17 protein-coding genes are annotated in these 17,324 nt (G+C 67.4%); 16 read left to right on the top strand and 1 reads right to left on the bottom strand.

Going from position 1 to position 17,324, the window contains the following annotated elements; genetic code table 11:
* Window position 1 precedes the first annotated feature (1 nt).
* The 9 genes from ACVWWN_RS24965 to ACVWWN_RS24925 all read left to right on the top strand — a co-directional run bounded on the left by ACVWWN_RS24965 (window position 2) and on the right by ACVWWN_RS24925 (window position 10,379).
* Window positions 2-811, top strand: coding sequence for a TlyA family RNA methyltransferase (locus ACVWWN_RS24965; RefSeq protein WP_457146239.1), 810 nt, complete (start codon window positions 2-4; stop codon window positions 809-811).
* Complete coding sequence (locus ACVWWN_RS24960; protein ID WP_457146238.1) at window positions 808-1,731, top strand: NAD kinase; 924 nt, start codon at window positions 808-810, stop codon at window positions 1,729-1,731. The genes ACVWWN_RS24965 and ACVWWN_RS24960 overlap by 4 nt, the downstream gene beginning before the upstream one ends.
* Entirely contained in the window at window positions 1,731-3,491 is a 1,761-nt protein-coding gene (gene recN / locus ACVWWN_RS24955) for a DNA repair protein RecN (RefSeq protein ID WP_457149267.1), read from the top strand. Before ACVWWN_RS24960 ends, recN begins: the two co-directional genes overlap by 1 nt.
* A gap of 114 nt (window positions 3,492-3,605) precedes the next feature.
* Complete coding sequence (steA, locus tag ACVWWN_RS24950) at window positions 3,606-4,790, top strand: putative cytokinetic ring protein SteA (protein WP_457146237.1); 1,185 nt, start codon at window positions 3,606-3,608, stop codon at window positions 4,788-4,790.
* A gap of 12 nt (window positions 4,791-4,802) precedes the next feature.
* Entirely contained in the window at window positions 4,803-5,744 is a 942-nt protein-coding gene (locus tag ACVWWN_RS24945) for a copper transporter (protein ID WP_457146236.1), read from the top strand.
* A 145-nt stretch (window positions 5,745-5,889) separates the two neighbouring features.
* A complete protein-coding gene (locus tag ACVWWN_RS24940; protein WP_457146235.1) occupies window positions 5,890-7,662 on the top strand; it encodes a CTP synthase in 1,773 nt (590 codons plus the stop codon).
* A complete protein-coding gene (locus ACVWWN_RS24935) occupies window positions 7,655-8,272 on the top strand; it encodes an NUDIX domain-containing protein (protein WP_457146234.1) in 618 nt (205 codons plus the stop codon). Before ACVWWN_RS24940 ends, ACVWWN_RS24935 begins: the two co-directional genes overlap by 8 nt.
* Window positions 8,272-9,219: a site-specific tyrosine recombinase XerD gene (gene xerD, locus ACVWWN_RS24930; protein ID WP_457146233.1), complete on the top strand. Its 948-nt coding sequence runs from the start codon at window positions 8,272-8,274 to the stop codon at window positions 9,217-9,219. Before ACVWWN_RS24935 ends, xerD begins: the two co-directional genes overlap by 1 nt.
* A 44-nt stretch (window positions 9,220-9,263) precedes the next feature.
* The gene (locus ACVWWN_RS24925; RefSeq protein ID WP_457146232.1) at window positions 9,264-10,379 is read left to right on the top strand and encodes a flavin-containing monooxygenase; all 1,116 of its coding nucleotides are present in this window, start codon (window positions 9,264-9,266) and stop codon (window positions 10,377-10,379) included.
* On the opposite strand, the gene ACVWWN_RS24920 is transcribed toward ACVWWN_RS24925, so the two are convergent.
* The gene (locus ACVWWN_RS24920; protein ID WP_457146231.1) at window positions 10,376-11,128 is read right to left on the bottom strand and encodes an O-methyltransferase; all 753 of its coding nucleotides are present in this window, start codon (window positions 11,126-11,128) and stop codon (window positions 10,376-10,378) included. The genes ACVWWN_RS24925 and ACVWWN_RS24920 overlap by 4 nt on opposite strands.
* A 140-nt stretch (window positions 11,129-11,268) precedes the next feature.
* Here ACVWWN_RS24920 and ACVWWN_RS24915 point away from each other — a divergent pair, with 140 nt between their 5' ends.
* From ACVWWN_RS24915 to ACVWWN_RS24885, 7 genes are read left to right on the top strand one after another with little or no spacing between them, the layout of a single operon-like run.
* On the top strand, window positions 11,269-12,132 hold the full coding sequence (locus ACVWWN_RS24915; protein ID WP_457146230.1) for a ParA family protein: 864 nt from the start codon (window positions 11,269-11,271) through the stop codon (window positions 12,130-12,132).
* 8 nt (window positions 12,133-12,140) lie between these two features.
* Entirely contained in the window at window positions 12,141-12,995 is an 855-nt protein-coding gene (locus ACVWWN_RS24910; protein WP_457149266.1) for a segregation/condensation protein A, read from the top strand.
* Complete coding sequence (gene scpB, locus ACVWWN_RS24905) at window positions 12,988-13,698, top strand: SMC-Scp complex subunit ScpB (RefSeq protein WP_457146229.1); 711 nt, start codon at window positions 12,988-12,990, stop codon at window positions 13,696-13,698. The genes ACVWWN_RS24910 and scpB overlap by 8 nt, the downstream gene beginning before the upstream one ends.
* 1 nt (window position 13,699) lies before the next feature.
* Window positions 13,700-14,443 carry a pseudouridine synthase gene (locus tag ACVWWN_RS24900; protein ID WP_457146228.1) on the top strand — a complete coding sequence of 248 codons (744 nt, stop codon included), beginning with the start codon at window positions 13,700-13,702 and terminating at the stop codon, window positions 14,441-14,443.
* Window positions 14,440-15,126, top strand: coding sequence for a (d)CMP kinase (gene cmk / locus ACVWWN_RS24895; RefSeq protein ID WP_457146227.1), 687 nt, complete (start codon window positions 14,440-14,442; stop codon window positions 15,124-15,126). Before ACVWWN_RS24900 ends, cmk begins: the two co-directional genes overlap by 4 nt.
* The gene (der, locus tag ACVWWN_RS24890; RefSeq protein ID WP_457146226.1) at window positions 15,123-16,526 is read left to right on the top strand and encodes a ribosome biogenesis GTPase Der; all 1,404 of its coding nucleotides are present in this window, start codon (window positions 15,123-15,125) and stop codon (window positions 16,524-16,526) included. Before cmk ends, der begins: the two co-directional genes overlap by 4 nt.
* Window positions 16,527-16,551: 25 nt before the next feature.
* Window positions 16,552-17,322 carry a sulfite exporter TauE/SafE family protein gene (locus tag ACVWWN_RS24885; RefSeq protein WP_457149265.1) on the top strand — a complete coding sequence of 257 codons (771 nt, stop codon included), beginning with the start codon at window positions 16,552-16,554 and terminating at the stop codon, window positions 17,320-17,322.
* Window positions 17,323-17,324 lie beyond the last annotated feature (2 nt).

Genomic DNA, 17,324 nt, shown 5'->3' with positions numbered 1-17,324 from the left:
GGTGACGCGGCGTGCTCGTGTCGACGCCGAGCTCGTACGGCGCGGACTTGCCCGGTCACGTCAGCAGGCCGCCGAGCTCATCGGCGCGGGTCGGGTCAGCATTGACGGGATGCCCGCGGCGAAACCCGCAACCGCGATAGCGGCGAACGCCACCCTGACCGTGGAGGGCGCCGATGAACGCAGCTGGGTTTCACGTGGTGCGCACAAGCTGATCGGTGCGCTGGATGCCTTCCGGCTCGGTGTCGAGGACCGACGATGCCTGGACGCCGGCGCCTCGACAGGCGGTTTCACCGAAGTCCTGCTCGACCGCGGCGCCCGTCAAGTCGTGGCGGTCGATGTGGGCTATGGGCAGCTGGCCTGGCCGCTGCGTACCGACCCGCGGGTCACGGTGTTGGAGCGCACCAACGTCCGGTCACTGACCGCCGACGCCGTCGGCGGTCCGGTCGATCTTGTGGTGGCCGACCTGTCGTTCATCTCCCTGGCGACGGTTCTGCCCGCGCTGACTGCCTGCTCGTCGGCCGACGCGGATATTGTTCCCATGGTGAAGCCGCAGTTCGAGGTCGGTAAGGATCGAGTGGGACCGGGCGGAGTCGTCTCAGACCCGGAGTTGCGTGTTGACGCCGTGCTGTCGGTCGCCCGCCGGGCTGCCGAGTTGCGGTGGTATCCCGTCGGTGTTGCCGCCAGCCCACTCCCAGGGCCGTCTGGCAATGTCGAATACTTCCTGCGCCTGCGTGCCCGCACCGATGACCCGTTACAGGGTGAGCGGCTCGAGCACGCCGTGCGCCAGACCATCGCGGAGGGGCCGCAATGACGTGCGAACGCACCATACTTCTGGTGGTGCACACCGGCCGTGAGGAGGCGACCGAAGTCGCCCGCAGAGTCGAGAAGGTGCTGGGCGACAACGGTATTGCACTACGAGCGCTCACCGCAGAAGCCGTCGACCGGGGGCCGGTGCACCTGGCGCCCGACGATATGCGCGCGCTCGGCGTGGAGATCGAGGTGGTGGACGCCGACGAGCGGGCCGCCGAGGGCTGTGAGCTGGTCCTCGTCCTCGGTGGAGACGGCACGTTCCTGCGGGCCGCCGAGCTGGCGCGCAATGTCGAAATCCCGGTGCTGGGCGTCAATCTCGGCCGTATCGGTTTCCTCGCGGAGGCCGAGGCGGATTCGATCGACTCGGTGCTCGACCACGTCATCCAGCGCGAATACCGCGTCGAGGATCGGATGACGCTCGACGTGGTGATCCGCGCCGAAGGCCGGGTAGTGGAGCGCGGCTGGGCCCTCAACGAGGCCAGCCTGGAGAAGGGCCCGCGGCTGGGAGTGCTCGGCGTGGTCGTCGAGGTCGACGGACGGCCGGTGTCTGCCTTCGGCTGCGACGGCGTACTGGTTTCCAGCCCCACCGGATCGACCGCGTACGCCTTCTCCGCCGGTGGACCCGTGCTCTGGCCGGATCTGGAGGCGATCATTGTGGTGCCCAACAATGCGCACGCGCTGTTCGCCCGGCCGATGGTCACCAGTCCGGATGCCGCGATCGCGATCGAGATCGAGGCCGACGGTCATGATGCCCTGGTGTTCTGCGACGGCCGCCGCGAAATGCTCCTGCCCGCCGGTGGCCGGCTGGAGGTGACCCGCTGCGGTACGCCGTTGAAATGGGTGCGGCTGGACAGCGCACCGTTCACCGATCGACTGGTACGCAAGTTCCGGTTGCCGGTCACCGGGTGGCGCGGGCAGTAGTGCTAGCCGAGATCCGCATCGAATCGCTGGGGGCGATCAGCACCGCGACCGCAGAGTTCGACCGCGGTCTGACCGTGCTCACCGGTGAGACGGGCACCGGCAAGACCATGGTCGTCACCGGCCTGCATCTGCTCGGCGGCGCCCGGGCAGACGCGACCCGGGTGCGCTCGGGCGCCGGCCGCGCGGTGGTCGAAGGCCGCTTCAGCACAGGCGAACTCGGCGGTGGGGTCATTGCGCACGTCGATGAGATCCTCGATTCCTCGGGTGCGGAGCGCGACGACGACGGCAGCGTCATCGCGGCCCGGTCGGTGAGCCGGGACGGCCCTTCCCGCGCCTATCTGGGCGGACGCAGCGTTCCGGCGAAGTCGTTGAGCAGCTTCACCACCGAACTGCTCACGTTGCACGGTCAGAACGACCAGCTTCGGCTCATGCGTCCGGACGAGCAGCGTGGTGCCCTGGATCGCTTCGCCGACGTCGAACTCAAACTCAAGCGGTACCGCACCGTGCGCGACCAATGGCTCACCGCACGTCGTGACCTGATCGATCGCAGGCACAGGGCCCGCGAACTCGCGTTGGAGGCCGACCGGCTCAAGTTCGGGTTGAAGGAAATCGACACCGTTGCACCGGACCCGGGGGAGGACGAGGCGCTGGTTGATGACATTCGCCGGCTCTCCGAACTCGACGCACTGCGGGAAGCGGCCCAGAGCGCACGGGTCGCGCTGTCCGGTGCCGACGATGTGGCTCCGGAGTCCTCCTCAGCGGCAAGCGATATCGGACACGCCAAGTCCGCACTGGAGGCGACCGACGATACCGCGCTGCGGGCGCTGGCCGAGCAGCTCGGCGCTGCGATGGCGGTGATCGCCGACGTCGCCGCCGAACTCGGCCATTTTCTTGCCGAATTGCCCAGTGATGCAAGCACATTGGAGACGAAACTGGCGCGGCAGGGCGAGCTGCGCAGCCTCACGCGCAAGTACGCGGCGGATATCGACGGTGTGCTCGCGTGGGCGCGTGAGTCGCGCGAACGCCTCGACCAGCTCGACGTCTCGGAGGAAGCCCTGGCCGGACTGGAGCGCCAGGTCCTCGAACTGGAAGCCCAGGTCGTCGCCGCCGCCGCCGAGTTGACGAAAACCCGGACCAAGTCCGCCAAAGGGCTGGCGAAAGCCGTCACGGCCGAGCTGTCGGGCCTGGCGATGGCCGATGCCGAGTTCACCGTCTCGGTGGCACCGTTGCCTGCCAAGGCAGATGACTCTGCGCCGGTGATGCTGCCGTCCGGCACTACTGTCCACGCTGGACACGACGGCGTGGATGCCGTCGAGTTCGGTTTCGCCGCGCACCGCGGCACCGACGTGCTTCCCCTGAACAAGAGCGCGTCGGGAGGCGAGTTGTCGCGGGTGATGCTCGCGCTCGAGGTGGTCCTCGCCGCGTCGGCCGAGGGCACCACGATGGTCTTCGATGAGGTGGATGCGGGTGTCGGCGGCCGTGCGGCGGTGCAGATCGGCCGGCGCCTGGCCCGGCTGGCCCGCACCCACCAGGTCATCGTCGTCACCCACCTGCCGCAGGTCGCGGCGTACGCCGATGCGCACCTTGTCGTGGACAGCGGCGGCCGGAACAAGTCCAGCGGAGTGCGCCGCCTCGACAATGACGATCGCGTCGCGGAACTCGCCCGCATGCTGGCCGGTCTCGGCGAATCCGACAGCGGCCGGGCGCACGCCCGCGAACTGCTCGATGCGGCCCAGAAGGATCGCGACGAGGCGTCGTGACCCCTGATGAGCCCTTGCTCAAGGGTGTGACAGGTGTGACTGTAGATAACTTCTGAGGCTGGTGTTACGGCGCGCCTCCAACGGCTATCCGCCGGTCCTGGACAGAATCGGGCCATGAAGATGTCAGCGCTGCTATCCCGCAATGCCAGCACACGGCCGGGCATCACCGGCACCGCCCGGGTGGACCGCGACATCGATCGGCTGCTGCAACGTGTGGGGGCCGGCGACATCGTCGTGCTGGATGCGCTGGACCTTGACCGGATCACCGCGGATGCGCTCGTCGAAGCCGGCGTCGCCGCGGTGATCAACGCGTCGCCATCGATCTCCGGTCGCTATCCCAACCTCGGGCCCGAGGTACTCGTCGCCAACGGCGTCACGCTGATCGACGAGACCGGACCCGAGGTGTTCAAGAAGGTCAAGGACGGCGCCAGGGTGCGACTGCACGAAGGCGGCGTCTATTCGGGGGATCGCCGGCTGATCCTCGGCACCGAACGCACCGATCACGAGATCCACGAGCTGATGCACGAGGCCAAGAGCGGTCTGGTCGCCCACCTCGAGGCGTTCGCCGGCAACACCATCGAGTTCATCCGCAGCGAGAGCCCGCTGCTGATCGACGGCATCGGCATCCCCGACATCGACGTCGACCTCAGCCGCCGCCATGTGGTGGTCGTCGCCGAGGAACCCAAGGCCGCAACTGACCTGAAGGCACTCAAGCCCTTCATCAAGGAGTATCAGCCGGTTCTTGTCGGCGTCGGGACCGGCGCCGACGTGCTGCGCAAGGCGGGATACCGCCCGCAGCTCATCGTCGGTGACCCGGACAAGATCACCGCGGAGGCGCTGCGGTGCGGCGCCCAGGTGGTGCTGCCGGCAGACGCCGATGGGCACGCCGCCGGGCTCGAGAGGATTCAGGACCTTGGCGTCGGGGCGATGACGTTCCCGGCCGCCGGTTCGGCGGCGGATCTTGCGCTACTGCTGTGTGACCACCACGGCGCGTCGCTGATCGTCACCGCCGGTCATACCGCCAGCATCGAGGAGTTCTTCGACCGCTCCCGGCAGCACAGCAACCCGTCGACGTTCCTGACGCGTCTCAAGGTCGGCGAGAAGCTGGTGGACGCCAGAGCGGTTGCGACGCTGTACCGCAGCCGGGTGTCCGGTGGGGCGATCGCGCTTCTCGTGCTGGCCATGCTGATCGCGGTCATCGCCGCGCTGTGGGTGTCGCGCGCCGACGCGGCCGTCATCGACTGGATCGTCGACTATTGGAACCAGTTCTCTCTCTGGGTTCAGGGATTGGTGACGTAGGGGGTCCCTCCTGTGATTTCGCTACGTACCCATGCGATTTCGCTCGCCTCGGTGTTCCTTGCCCTGGCCATCGGTGTGGCCCTCGGGTCGGGCCTGCTGTCGAACACGCTGCTGTCCGGTCTGCGTGACGACAAGAAGGAACTGCAGAACCAGATCAACACGCTCACCGACGACAAGAATGCGCTGAACGAGAAGCTGAACGCCGCAGGACAATTCGACTCTCAGATGTCGCAGCGCATCCTGCATGACGCGCTGGCGGGCAAGTCGGTGGTGGTGTTCCGGACCCCGGACGCTGATGACGACGATGCCGAGGCGCTGTCCCGACTGGTCGGACAGGCCGGTGGAACGGTCACCGGGACCGTGGGGTTGACCCAGGAGTTCGTGGACGCCAACTCGGCGGAAAAGCTGCTCTCGGTGGTGAACTCCCCGATCGTGCCGGCAGGGGCGCAATTGAGCACGACGGCGGTGGATCAGGGCTCGCAGGCAGGCGATCTGCTGGGGATCGCCCTGCTGATCAATCGGGATCCGAAGGTTCAAGCGGTCGACGATGCGCAACGCGATGCCGTGTTGGCGGCCCTGCGCGACACCGGCTTCGTGACATACGGCAGTCAGCACGTCGGGGCGGCCAACTCGGCGCTGATCGTCACGGGCGGCGCACTCGGCGACGACGCGGGAAATCAGGGCAGCTCTGTCGCCCGCTTCGCATCGGGCCTGAGCCCGCACGGTTCCGGCACAGTGATCGCCGGCCGGGACGGCTCGGCATCCGGGACGGCGGCTGTTGCCGTGACCAGATCGGACGCCGCGATGAACACCGCGGTCGCCACCGTGGACGACGCGGACATCGAGTCCGGGCGGATCACGGCCGTACTTGCGCTGAGCGACCTGATCAAAGGCGGGCGGCCGGGTCAGTACGGCGTCGGCCAGGGCGCAACATCGGTGACGATCCCGCAATAATTCCCCGCGCGAGTGGGCCCACCAGTGGCGTGTCAGCGACGGGTTGTCGGCGTCGGTGTTAGGGTGGGGTTCCGTGGGTCGGCAGGCCCCGAGCTAGGACTCAGCCTAGAAAAGTAAGCCCTGCCCGTCGTCACGGAGGTTGCTCTTGCCAGCGTTACGCAAGCACCCGCAAACCGCCACCAAGCACATTTTCGTCACCGGTGGCGTGGTCTCTTCGCTCGGCAAAGGTCTCACGGCGTCAAGCCTGGGCCAATTGCTGACCGCGCGGGGCCTGCAGGTGACGATGCAGAAGCTGGACCCCTACCTCAACGTCGACCCCGGCACGATGAACCCGTTCCAGCATGGCGAGGTGTTCGTCACCGAAGATGGTGCCGAGACGGATCTGGACGTCGGGCACTACGAGAGGTTCCTCGACCGCAATCTGTCCGGGTCGGCGAATGTCACGACGGGACAGGTTTATTCGACGGTCATCGCCAAGGAGCGCCGTGGCGAATATCTCGGCGACACCGTCCAGGTCATCCCGCACATCACCGATGAGATCAAGAGCCGGATCCTGGCCATGGCCGAGCCGGACGCCGACGGCAACCGTCCCGACGTGGTGATCACCGAGATCGGCGGCACTGTCGGTGACATCGAGTCGCTGCCGTTCCTCGAGGCGGCCCGCCAGGTTCGCCACGAGGTCAGCCGGGAGAACTGCTTCTTCCTGCACTGCTCGCTGGTGCCGTTCATGGCGCCGTCGGGGGAGCTGAAGACCAAACCGACCCAGCACTCGGTGGCAGCATTACGCAGCATCGGTATCACTCCGGACGCGCTGATCCTGCGCTGCGACCGCGATGTGCCCGAACCGCTGAAGAACAAGATCGCGCTGATGTGCGACGTCGACATCGACGGGGTGATTTCCACGCCGGATGCGCCGTCGATCTACGACATCCCGAAGGTGTTGCACCGTGAGGAACTCGACGCCTACGTGGTGCGCCGCCTGAGCCTGCCGTTCCGCGATGTGGACTGGACACAGTGGAACGACCTTCTCCAACGCGTCCACGAACCCCATGAGACCGTTCGGATCGCTCTGGTGGGTAAGTACATCGATCTCTCCGATGCGTATCTGTCCGTGGCCGAGGCGCTGCGGGCGGGAGGATTCAAACACCGCGCAAAGGTCGAGATGCGGTGGGTGGCCTCCGATGACTGCGAGACCGAGAGCGGGGCCGCCGCCGCACTGGGCGACGTGCAGGGCGTCCTGATCCCCGGCGGCTTCGGCATTCGCGGCATCGAGGGCAAGATCGGCGCCATCTCATATGCCCGCAAGCGCGGGCTGCCCGTCCTCGGGCTGTGCCTCGGCCTGCAGTGCATCGTGATCGAGGCGGCGCGGTCTGTCGGTCTCACCGAGGCCAACTCCGCGGAATTCGACCCCTCGACACCTGACCCCGTCATCTCGACGATGGCCGATCAGCGTGAGGCCGTCGCCGGTGAGGCCGATCTGGGCGGCACCATGCGCCTCGGCGCGTACCCGGCCCGGCTGGACGCGGGTTCGATTGTGGCGCAGGCGTATCAGGCGACCGAGGTGTCCGAGCGGCACCGCCACCGCTACGAGGTCAACAATTCCTACCGCGAGCGGATTGCGAAGAGCGGATTGCGGTTCTCCGGCACGTCTCCCGACGGCCATCTGGTCGAGTTCGTGGAGTACTCCGCCGAGACGCACCCGTTCATCGTCGGCACACAGGCCCACCCGGAACTGAAGAGCCGGCCGACCCGGCCGCATCCGCTGTTCGTCGCATTCATCGGCGCGGCGCTTGGCTATAAGGCAGCGGAGCGCCTGCCTGGTATGGACATACCCGAACATGCGAACGGAGCCGAGCACCCCGACCGTGAACGAGGGGCTGTCGGGCAACTGCTGCAAGAGCCCGCAACCCGTGGCTGAACACAATTTCAAGACGGTCAACTCCGAAACTCTCTACATCGGAAACATTTTCGCGTTACGCGCCGACGACGTGCGCATGCCTGGCGGCAACACTGCGCGCCGCGAGGTCGTCGAGCATTACGGCGCGGTGGCCATCGTGGCGATGGACGACAACAAGAACATCGCGCTGGTCTATCAGTACCGTCACCCCGTCGGCCGGCGGCTGTGGGAGCTACCAGCCGGGCTGCTCGACCTCGGCGGCGAGGCACCCCACCTCACCGCCGCCCGCGAACTCGAGGAGGAGGCCGGTCTCGCCGCAACGGAGTGGCGCACCCTCGTCGACCTCGTCTCCGCTCCGGGCTTCAGCGACGAGAGCGTTCGGGTTTACCTGGCGACCGGCCTGAGCGAAGTCGACAGACCCGAGGCGCACGACGAGGAAGCCGACCTCACGTTGCGGTGGGTCAGATTGGACGAGGCGGTCCAGATGGTGCTTCGGGGCGAGATCGTCAACGCCATTGCCGTCAGCGGGATTCTGGCCGCCCAAACTGTGGATGATCCCACCGCGCTGCGGCCCGTCGGCGCTCCGTGGCTCGACCGGCCGAGCGACTTCGCGCAGCGGAAGGGCCATTGATGACGGCAATCACGTCGGCGCTCGAAGATCAGCTCCAGGGTTATCTCGACCACCTGAGCATCGAGCGTGGAGTGGCCGCCAACACGCTGAGCTCGTATCGCCGGGACCTGCGCCGCTACGGCGAGCACCTGACACAGCGCGGCGTCGACGAACTGTCGAAGGTGTCCGAAACCGACGTAAGCGACTTCCTGGTGTCGCTGCGCCGCGGCGACCCCGACAGCGGCACGACCCCGCTGTCGGCGGTGTCCGCCGCCCGCGCGCTCATCGCCGTGCGCGGCCTGCACCGCTTCGCCACGGCCGAGGGACTCACCGAGCTGGACGTGGCGCGGGCGGTGAAACCGCCGACACCGAGCCGCCGGCTGCCCAAGAGCCTGACCATCGACGAGGTGCTGGCGCTGCTCGATGGGGCGGGCGGGGACAGTGAGGCCGACGGCCCGTTGACGCTGCGCAACCGGGCGCTGTTGGAACTGCTGTATTCCACGGGTGCGCGAATCTCCGAAGCGGTCGGACTCGACATCGACGACATCGACACGCATGCGCGGTCGGTGTTGTTGCGCGGCAAGGGCGGCAAGCAGCGACTGGTCCCCATCGGCCGGCCCGCAGTCACCGCCCTTGATGCCTATCTGGTGCGCGGACGCCCGGACCTGGCCCGGCGGGGCAGGGGGACCCCGGGGATCTTCCTCAACGCGCGCGGCGGTCGGCTCTCGCGCCAGAGCGCCTGGCAGGTGCTGCAGGACGCGGCCGAGCGGGCGGGAATCAAGGCGGCGGTCTCACCGCACGTGCTGCGACATTCCTTTGCCACCCATCTACTCGACGGCGGCGCCGACGTGCGGGTTGTGCAGGAACTGCTCGGCCATGCGTCGGTGACGACCACGCAGATCTACACGATGGTCACCGTTCACGCGCTGCGCGAGGTCTGGGCCGGGGCGCATCCGCGGGCACGCTGACCGGCAAATGAACAATCCGGCGCATCGAGTCGTTGGAGTGGGATATGAGCAAACGACACGTGGTGATCGTCGGGGCTGGTCCGGCCGGTGTGTCCGCAGCGCTGAGCATCAAGGACCGCGGGGTCCGGCCGCTCCTGATCGACAGAGCGCCGGACGTGGCGGCATCCTGGCGCGGCCGCTACGACCGGCTCAGGCTGAACACCAGTGGACGGCTTTCCCACCTACCGGGCCGGCGATACCCGAAAGGCACGCCGGTCTTCCCGACTCGGGATCAGGTCGTCGAGCATCTCGATCGGCATGCGCACGAGGACGGCATCGATCTGCGCCTACACACCAGCGTCGAACGGATCGATCCGCATTCGCGGGGTTGGCGGCTGACCACCTCGACCGGCGATATCGATGCCCGCAATGTGATCGTCGCGACCGGTTACCTGCACACTCCCTTCGTTCCTGACTTGCTGGACGGCTTCACCGGCGAAAAGCTGCACTCCTCGGAGTACCGCAACGCGAAACCGTACGAGGGCCTGCGTGTGCTCGTCGTCGGGACGGGCGCGTCGGGCATGGAAATCGCCCACGACCTGACCACCGGTGATGCCGCCAAAGTGTGGTTGTCGGTGCGAACGCCGCCGAACATCTTGCGGCGGACGGGGCCCGGCGGGCAGCCGGGGGACATCTTCGCGGTCGCGCTTTACCATTTGCCGCCCCGCCTGGCCGATCGGATAGCCAACGCTGCGCGACGCAAGATCTACGGAGATCTCAGCGAGTTCGGACTGCCGATACCGACGGAGGGGCCGTTCACGCGCGCGCATCGCTTGCACGTGGCGCCGACGATTGTCGATCCCGAGGTCATCGACGCTGTCAGAGACGGCTCCATCGAGGTGGTGGCCGCGGTCACCGGGTTCGCCGGCGACCAGGCGATCCTCGCCGACGGCACCAGGCTCACCGTCGACACGGTGGTGGCCGCGACGGGGTACCGGGCCGGCCTCGAGCCGTTGGTCGGACACCTCGGGGTGCTCAGACCCGACGGCTCTCCGATTGCGAAGGCACCGGCACCGGCCGCCGACGGGTTGTACTTTCACGGTTTGTTCACGCGTCCCGGGCAGATCGGCTACGTGGCCAGGCAGTCGCGTGGGCTCGCCCGCCAGGTCGCAGCGGGTTAGCCGAGGTAGTCGGACTCGAGCACCAGGTCCGGCAAGAGGGACTGGTATTCGACACGTGTCCGGTGCTCGACGGTGCGCCACAACGTGCCCTGGTGGTCGCGCATGTACGCCCGATACTTGGGCGACCCCGGAACCAGGACGTTGTCGGCGACGACGATGGATCCCGGGTGGAGCCAGCCCTTCTCCAGGACGCTCTGCAGATCGGACAAATAGGCGTTCTTGTCGTGGTCGATGAACAGCAGGTCGAGCTTGCCGTCGGCAAAGCCGTGCTGATCGGTCAGCGCCGAGAGCGTCTTGCCGCCGTCGCCGATAGTGCCCACCACACACCTGATGCGGTCCTCGACGCCGGCATGCGTCCAGATGCGCTGTGCCACTGCGGCATTGGCGGCCGAAAACTCAACGGAGACCACGCTGGCGGTCGGCGCGGCGCGTGCGATTCGCATCGCGCTGTACCCGCAGTAGGTGCCCAGCTCCAGTACCAAGCCAGGATTCGCGCGGCGCACGGCGGCGTCGAGCAGCTCACCCTTCTCGTCGCCGACGTTGACCAGCATCGACTTTTCGCGGGCGAATCTGTCGACGGTCGCCAACACGTCGTCGAGGTCGCCCCGGCGCGCACTGGCCTCCACGTAGGCCGCACACGCCGCTTCACGGCCGTCGCCGACCTGGCCGGTCTTGAGGAACCGGGGCAGGCCCAGGGCCAAGCGCAGGACCGACCATCGCAGGAACGGCAACCGCTGCGTCACGCTCATGGCTGTCAGCGTAGGCGGACGGCCCAGGTCGATTGGGCTGCACGTTGCCCGCGGGTCTGCCTGACCAGGCTGGCCCGCCCCGTTAAACTTGCCCGGATGTTCGCCTTGTCTGTGGGTTATCCGGCCAGCGACGGTCGGGCATGACCGACGACGGGGCAGACGTCGCCGAGGTCGGCTTGACCGGGCGCCCACCGCGGGCCATTCCCGAGCCCACGCCGAGAACAGTGCACGGTCCGGCCAAGGTCGTCGCGATGTGCAACCAGAAGGGCGGTGTGGGCAAGACCACGTCGACCATCAACCTGGGAGCCAGCCTGGCCGAGTACGGCCGCCGGGTGCTGCTTGTCGACCTCGATCCGCAGGGAGCGCTGTCCGCGGGACTCGGCGTTCCCCATTACGAGCTCGACCGCACGGTGCACAACCTGCTGGTCGAGCCGCGGGTGTCGATCGACGAGGTGCTCATCCACACCCGCGTCCCCGGACTGGACCTGGTGCCGAGCAATATCGACCTGTCGGCCGCCGAGATCCAGCTCGTCAACGAGGTGGGCCGCGAGCAGTCCCTGGCGCGCTCGCTGTATCCGGTGCTGGATCGCTACGACTACGTGCTGATCGACTGCCAGCCGTCGCTGGGCCTGCTCACGGTGAACGGACTGGCGTGCAGTGACGGCGTGATCATCCCGACCGAATGCGAGTACTTCTCGCTGCGGGGGCTGGCGCTGCTGACCGATACCGTCGAGAAGGTGCACGACCGGCTGAACTCGAAGCTGTCCATCAGCGGCATCCTCGTCACCCGATACGACCCCCGCACGGTCAATTCGCGCGAGGTGATGGCCCGGGTCCTCGAGCGGTTCGGCGATTTGGTCTTCGACACCGTCATCACCCGCACGGTGCGTTTCCCCGAAACCAGCGTCGCCGGTGAACCGATCACCACGTGGGCGCCGAAATCCGGTGGCGCAGAGGCATATCGGTCGTTGGCACGCGAGGTCATCGACCGGTTCGGCGCGTGACCGATCCGATCACCGAGGTCGGAGCCGCCGATGGGGCCACATCAAGCTCCGACCAGTCGCAGCAGACGGGTTTCCAGGTCAAGCTGCACAACTTCGAGGGTCCGTTCGATCTGCTGTTGCAGCTGATCTTCGCGCACCGCCTCGACGTCACCGAGGTGGCGCTGCATCAGGTCACCGACGACTTCATCGCCTACACCAAGGCGATCGGCCGCCAGCTGGAACTCGACGAGACGACGGCGTTCCTCGTGGTCGCGGCGACGCTGCTGGACCTCAAGGCCGCCCGGTTGCTGCCGGCCGGTGAGGTTCACGACGAGGAGGACCTGGCCCTGCTCGAGGTGCGCGACCTGCTGTTCGCGCGGCTACTGCAGTACCGGGCGTTCAAGCACGTCGCGGTGATGTTCGCGGAGTTGGAGGCCGCGGCGCTGCGCAGCTATCCACGTTCGGTCGCGCTGGAACAGCGCTATGAGGACCTTCTGCCCGAGGTCATGCTCGGCGTCGACGCCGAGAGCTTCGCGCAGATCGCCGCGACCGCATTTACACCGCGACCGGTACCGACGGTGGGCACCGATCACCTGCACCAGGTGGTCGTATCGGTGCCCGAGCAGGTCGGCAATCTGATGGTGCTGCTGGAGAATCGCGGGATCGGGCGATGGGCGTCGTTTGCCGAATTGGTGGCCGACTGCGGAGCTCCGATCGAGATCGTGGGCCGGTTCCTGGCACTGCTCGAGCTGTACCGGGCCAGGGCGGTAGCATTCGACCAATCAGAACCGCTTGGTGTGCTCCAGATTTCGTGGACCGGCGAACGGCCGACCAGCGAACACCTGGCAACCGACGAGGCGGTGGAAGAAGACGCTGATGACTGACGACACGTCGACCGACAATCCGATCGATCTTCGGACCGATCTTGACCTGGGCATCGAGGTGGCGACTGCGCCGGAGCTGGAGGATTCCGAGCTCGGCGGGGTACTCGAGGCGCTGCTGCTGGTGGTGGACACCCCGGTCACCGTGGATCAGCTGGCCGCCGCGACCGGCCAGCCGGCCTACCGGGTGACGGCCAAGCTGCAGCTGATGGCGGGGGAATTGGCCGCCCGGGACAGCGGCATCGACCTCCGCGAAGCGGGCGGTGGCTGGCGGATGTACACCCGGGCGCGGTTCGCGCCATACGTGGAGCGGCTGCTGCTCGACGGCGCCCGCTCGAAGCTGACCCGTGCCGCACTGGAGACGCTGGCGGTGGTCGCCTACCGGCAGCCGGTGACCCGGGCACGGGTGAGCGCGGTGCGGGGGGTCAACGTCGACGCGGTGATGCGGACGCTGCTGGCGCGCGGACTGATCACCGAGGCGGGCACCGATGCCGACTCCGGCGCGGTGACGTTCGCGACGACCGAGTTGTTCCTCGAGCGGCTCGGCCTGACATCGCTGACGGATCTGCCGGACATCGCCCCGCTGCTGCCCGACGTCGACGTCATTGACGACCTGAGCGAAACCCTGGCTGATGAACCGCGTTTCATGAAGCTCAGCGGTGCGCGGGCGGCCGAGGCGCCGATGTCATTCGACGTGGATCAGTGAGATGACCGAGTCGGAGGGCGTGCGTCTGCAGAAAGTGTTGTCGCAGGCCGGAATTGCATCGCGCAGAGTCGCGGAGAAGATGATCATCGACGGTCGCGTCTCGGTCGATGATCGCATCATCACCGAACTGGGGACTCGCGTCGACCCCGATGTGTCGGTGATCCGCGTCGACGGTGCCCGCGTCACTGTCGACGACACGCTGGTGCACCTGGCGATCAACAAGCCGCGCGGGATGCACTCGACGATGTCGGACGATCGCGGACGGCCCTGTGTCGGCGATCTGGTGGAGCACCGGGTCCGCGGCAACAAGAAGTTGTTTCACGTCGGCCGCCTCGACGCGGACACCGAAGGGCTGATGCTGCTCACCAACGACGGCGAATTGGCGCACCGGTTGATGCATCCGTCGTTCGAGGTGCCCAAGACGTACCTCGCGACGGTCGTCGGCAAGGTCCCGAAGGGTCTGGGCCGCAAGCTGCGCGACGGGATCGAATTGGACGACGGCCCGGTGCACGTGGATGATTTCGCGGTGGTCGACACGCTTCCCGGCAAGTCTTTGGTGCGGGTCACCCTGCACGAGGGCCGCAAGCGAATCGTCCGGCGCATGCTCGCGGCGGTCGGGTTCCCGGTGCAGGAGCTGGTGCGGACCGACATCGGAGGGGTCACCCTGGGCGATCAACGCCCCGGCAGTATTCGGGTGCTGAGCCAAAAGGAGCTCGGTGAGTTGTACAAGGCGGTAGGCCTGTGAGTTCTTCTCTGACGATCGCCGTCGACGGCCCGGCTGGAACCGGAAAGTCCTCCGTATCAAGGGGTTTGGCTCGCACGCTCGATGCACGATATCTCGACACCGGGGCGATGTACCGGATCGTGACGCTGGCGGTGCTGCGTTCGGGAATCGAGCTCTCCGATCCCCGTGCGATCGCCGAGGCAGCGGCCGGTGTGCAGCTGGCAGTCGGGTATGACCCCGACGAGGATCGCTCCTACCTTGCCGGGGAGGATGTCTCGACCGAGATCCGTGGCGACGAGGTCACCAAGGCGGTATCGGCGGTGTCCGCGGTTCCCGCGGTGCGAACGCGACTGGTGAAGCTGCAGCGTGAGTTGGCATCGGGACCCGGCAACATCGTCGTCGAGGGCCGTGACATCGGCACCGTGGTGCTGCCCGACGCGGACGTGAAGATTTTCCTGACCGCCTCCGCCGAGGAGCGGGCGCGGCGACGAAACGACCAGAATGTCGCCGGCGGGCTGCGCGACGACTACGAGGCCGTGCTGGCGGATGTGAAGCGACGTGACCATCTGGACTCGACGCGAGCGGTGTCGCCGTTGCGGGCGGCCGACGACGCGCTGGTGGTCGACACCAGCGACATGACCGAGTCCGAGGTGATCGGGCATCTGCTCGAACTCGTCACGCAGCGTGCTGGAGCATCGCGATGAGTGACGGCACGTGGGCCGACGAAAGCGACTGGGAACTCGGTGCGGAGGATGTCGCCGAGGCGATCGAGCAGGCCGCCGCGCCGCCGCCGGTGGTGGCCGTGGTCGGCCGGCCCAACGTCGGTAAGTCGACGCTGGTGAACCGAATTCTCGGGCGCCGCGAGGCGGTGGTGCAGGACGTGCCGGGCGTAACCCGCGATCGGGTGTCGTATGACGCGCTGTGGTCGGGACAGCGGTTCGTCGTCCAGGACACCGGCGGCTGGGAGCCGGACGCGAAGGGCCTGCAACAGCTGGTGGCCGAACAGGCGTCGGTGGCGATGCGCACCGCGGACGCGATCATCTTCGTCGTCGACTCCGTGGTGGGCGCGACGACTGCCGACGAGGCGGCGGCGCGGTTGTTGCAGCGGTCCGGGAAGCCGGTGTTCCTCGCCGCGAACAAGGTTGACAGCGAGCGCGGCGAGGCCGATGCCGCCGGGTTGTGGTCATTGGGGCTGGGGGAGCCACACCCGGTCAGCGCCATCCACGGCCGCGGAGTGGCCGATCTGCTGGACCACGTGATCGAGGCGCTGCCGTCGGTGTCGGAAGTGGCAGGCGGCGGCGGTGGCCCGAGACGCGTTGCACTGGTGGGCAAGCCGAACGTCGGCAAAAGCTCGCTGCTGAACCGGCTGTCCGGCGATGAGCGCTCGGTGGTGCACGACGTGGCAGGTACGACCGTCGACCCCGTCGACTCGCTGATCGAATTGGACGGCAAGATCTGGCGCTTCGTCGACACCGCGGGTCTTCGACGCAAGGTCGGACAGGCCAGTGGACACGAGTTCTACGCGTCGGTGCGCACCCGCGGTGCGATCGATGCCGCCGAGGTGGTGATCGTGCTGATCGATGCCTCGCAGCCGTTGACCGAACAGGACCAGCGCGTGCTGACGATGGTGATCGAGGCGGGCCGGGCGTTGGTGCTGGCGTTCAACAAGTGGGACCTGGTCGACGAAGACCGCCGCTATCAGCTCGACCGTGAGATCGATCGCGAGTTGGCGCAGGTGCAGTGGGCCCAGCGGGTGAACATCTCCGCGAAGACGGGCCGGGCGGTGCAGAAGCTGGTGCCGGTGCTGGAGGGAGCGCTGCACTCGTGGGATGCCCGGATATCGACCGGCCGGCTGAACACCTTCTTCAAAGAGGTGGTGGCGTCGACGCCGCCGCCGGTGCGCGGCGGTAAACAACCGCGGATTCTGTTCGCCACTCAGGCGACAGCGCGTCCGCCGACGTTTGTGTTGTTCACCACAGGCTTTCTCGAGGCCGGCTACCGGCGGTTCCTCGAACGCCGTTTACGTGAGACTTTCGGATTCGAGGGCAGCCCGATCCGGATAAACGTGCGGGTGCGGGAAAAGCGGGGCGGGAAACCTCGCTAGGGTTGCTCAAGTGCCCGTCTTCGACATGATGCTGATCGCCTTGGCCGGTGTCGGGGCGGGCGCGATCAACGCGGTCGTGGGCTCGGGCACCCTGATCACCTTCCCGACTCTGGTCGCCCTGGGCTATCCGCCGGTGACGTCGACGATGTCCAATGCGGTCGGTCTGGTCGCCGGCGGCGTCTCGGGGACCTGGGGATACCGCCGCGAGCTCAGCGGTCAGTGGGATCGGCTGAAGTGGCAGATCCCCGCCTCGCTCATCGGTGCAATCGTCGGTGCGTGGCTGCTCCTGCATCTGCCGGAACAGGTGTTTCACGACGTCGTGCCGGTGCTGCTCATCCTGGCGCTGGTCCTCGTCCTTGTCGGGCCGCGAGTGCAGGCGTACGCGCTGCGGCGGGCCGGCAGTAGTGCCGTCGACACGGCCGAGCACGTCAGTGGGCGCCGGATGACGGCGGTGGTGTTGGCGACCTTCGCGGTCGGCATCTACGGCGGCTACTTCACGGCCGCGCAGGGCATCCTGCTGGTCGCCGCGATGGGCGCGCTGCTGCCGGAGGACATGCAGCGGATGAATGCGGCCAAGAACCTGCTGTCGTTGGTGGTGAACATCGTCGCGGCGGTGGCGTACACGGTGGTCGCGTTCGACCGGATCAGCTGGCTGGCGGCCGGCCTGATCGCGGCCGGGTCGTTGGCGGGCGGATTCCTCGGCGCACACTACGGACGGCGGCTGTCGCCGAACGCCCTGCGCGCGGTGATCGTGGTCGTCGGACTCATCGGGCTGTATCGGCTGTTGACCGTCTGATT

It is taken from the genome of Mycobacterium sp. URHB0021 (assembly GCF_054057895.1).
Note: the sequence above shows the minus strand (reverse complement) of the source record. Positions and strands in the feature narration are given on the sequence as shown.

Bases quoted from the DNA above. Each gene is read 5' to 3' on its own strand.
- der (WP_457146226.1), top strand. From the start codon at position 15,123: ATGAGTGACGGCACGTGGGCCGACGAAAGCGACTGGGAACTCGGTGCG.
- ACVWWN_RS24900 (WP_457146228.1), top strand. From the start codon at position 13,700: ATGACCGAGTCGGAGGGCGTGCGTCTGCAGAAAGTGTTGTCGCAGGCC.
- scpB (WP_457146229.1), top strand. From the start codon at position 12,988: ATGACTGACGACACGTCGACCGACAATCCGATCGATCTTCGGACCGAT.
- ACVWWN_RS24960 (WP_457146238.1), top strand. From the start codon at position 808: ATGACGTGCGAACGCACCATACTTCTGGTGGTGCACACCGGCCGTGAG.
- ACVWWN_RS24920 (WP_457146231.1), bottom strand. From the start codon at position 11,128: ATGAGCGTGACGCAGCGGTTGCCGTTCCTGCGATGGTCGGTCCTGCGC.
- ACVWWN_RS24885 (WP_457149265.1), top strand. From the start codon at position 16,552: ATGATGCTGATCGCCTTGGCCGGTGTCGGGGCGGGCGCGATCAACGCG.
- ACVWWN_RS24925 (WP_457146232.1), top strand. From the start codon at position 9,264: ATGAGCAAACGACACGTGGTGATCGTCGGGGCTGGTCCGGCCGGTGTG.
- ACVWWN_RS24915 (WP_457146230.1), top strand. From the start codon at position 11,269: ATGACCGACGACGGGGCAGACGTCGCCGAGGTCGGCTTGACCGGGCGC.
- xerD (WP_457146233.1), top strand. From the start codon at position 8,272: ATGACGGCAATCACGTCGGCGCTCGAAGATCAGCTCCAGGGTTATCTC.
- steA (WP_457146237.1), top strand. From the start codon at position 3,606: ATGAAGATGTCAGCGCTGCTATCCCGCAATGCCAGCACACGGCCGGGC.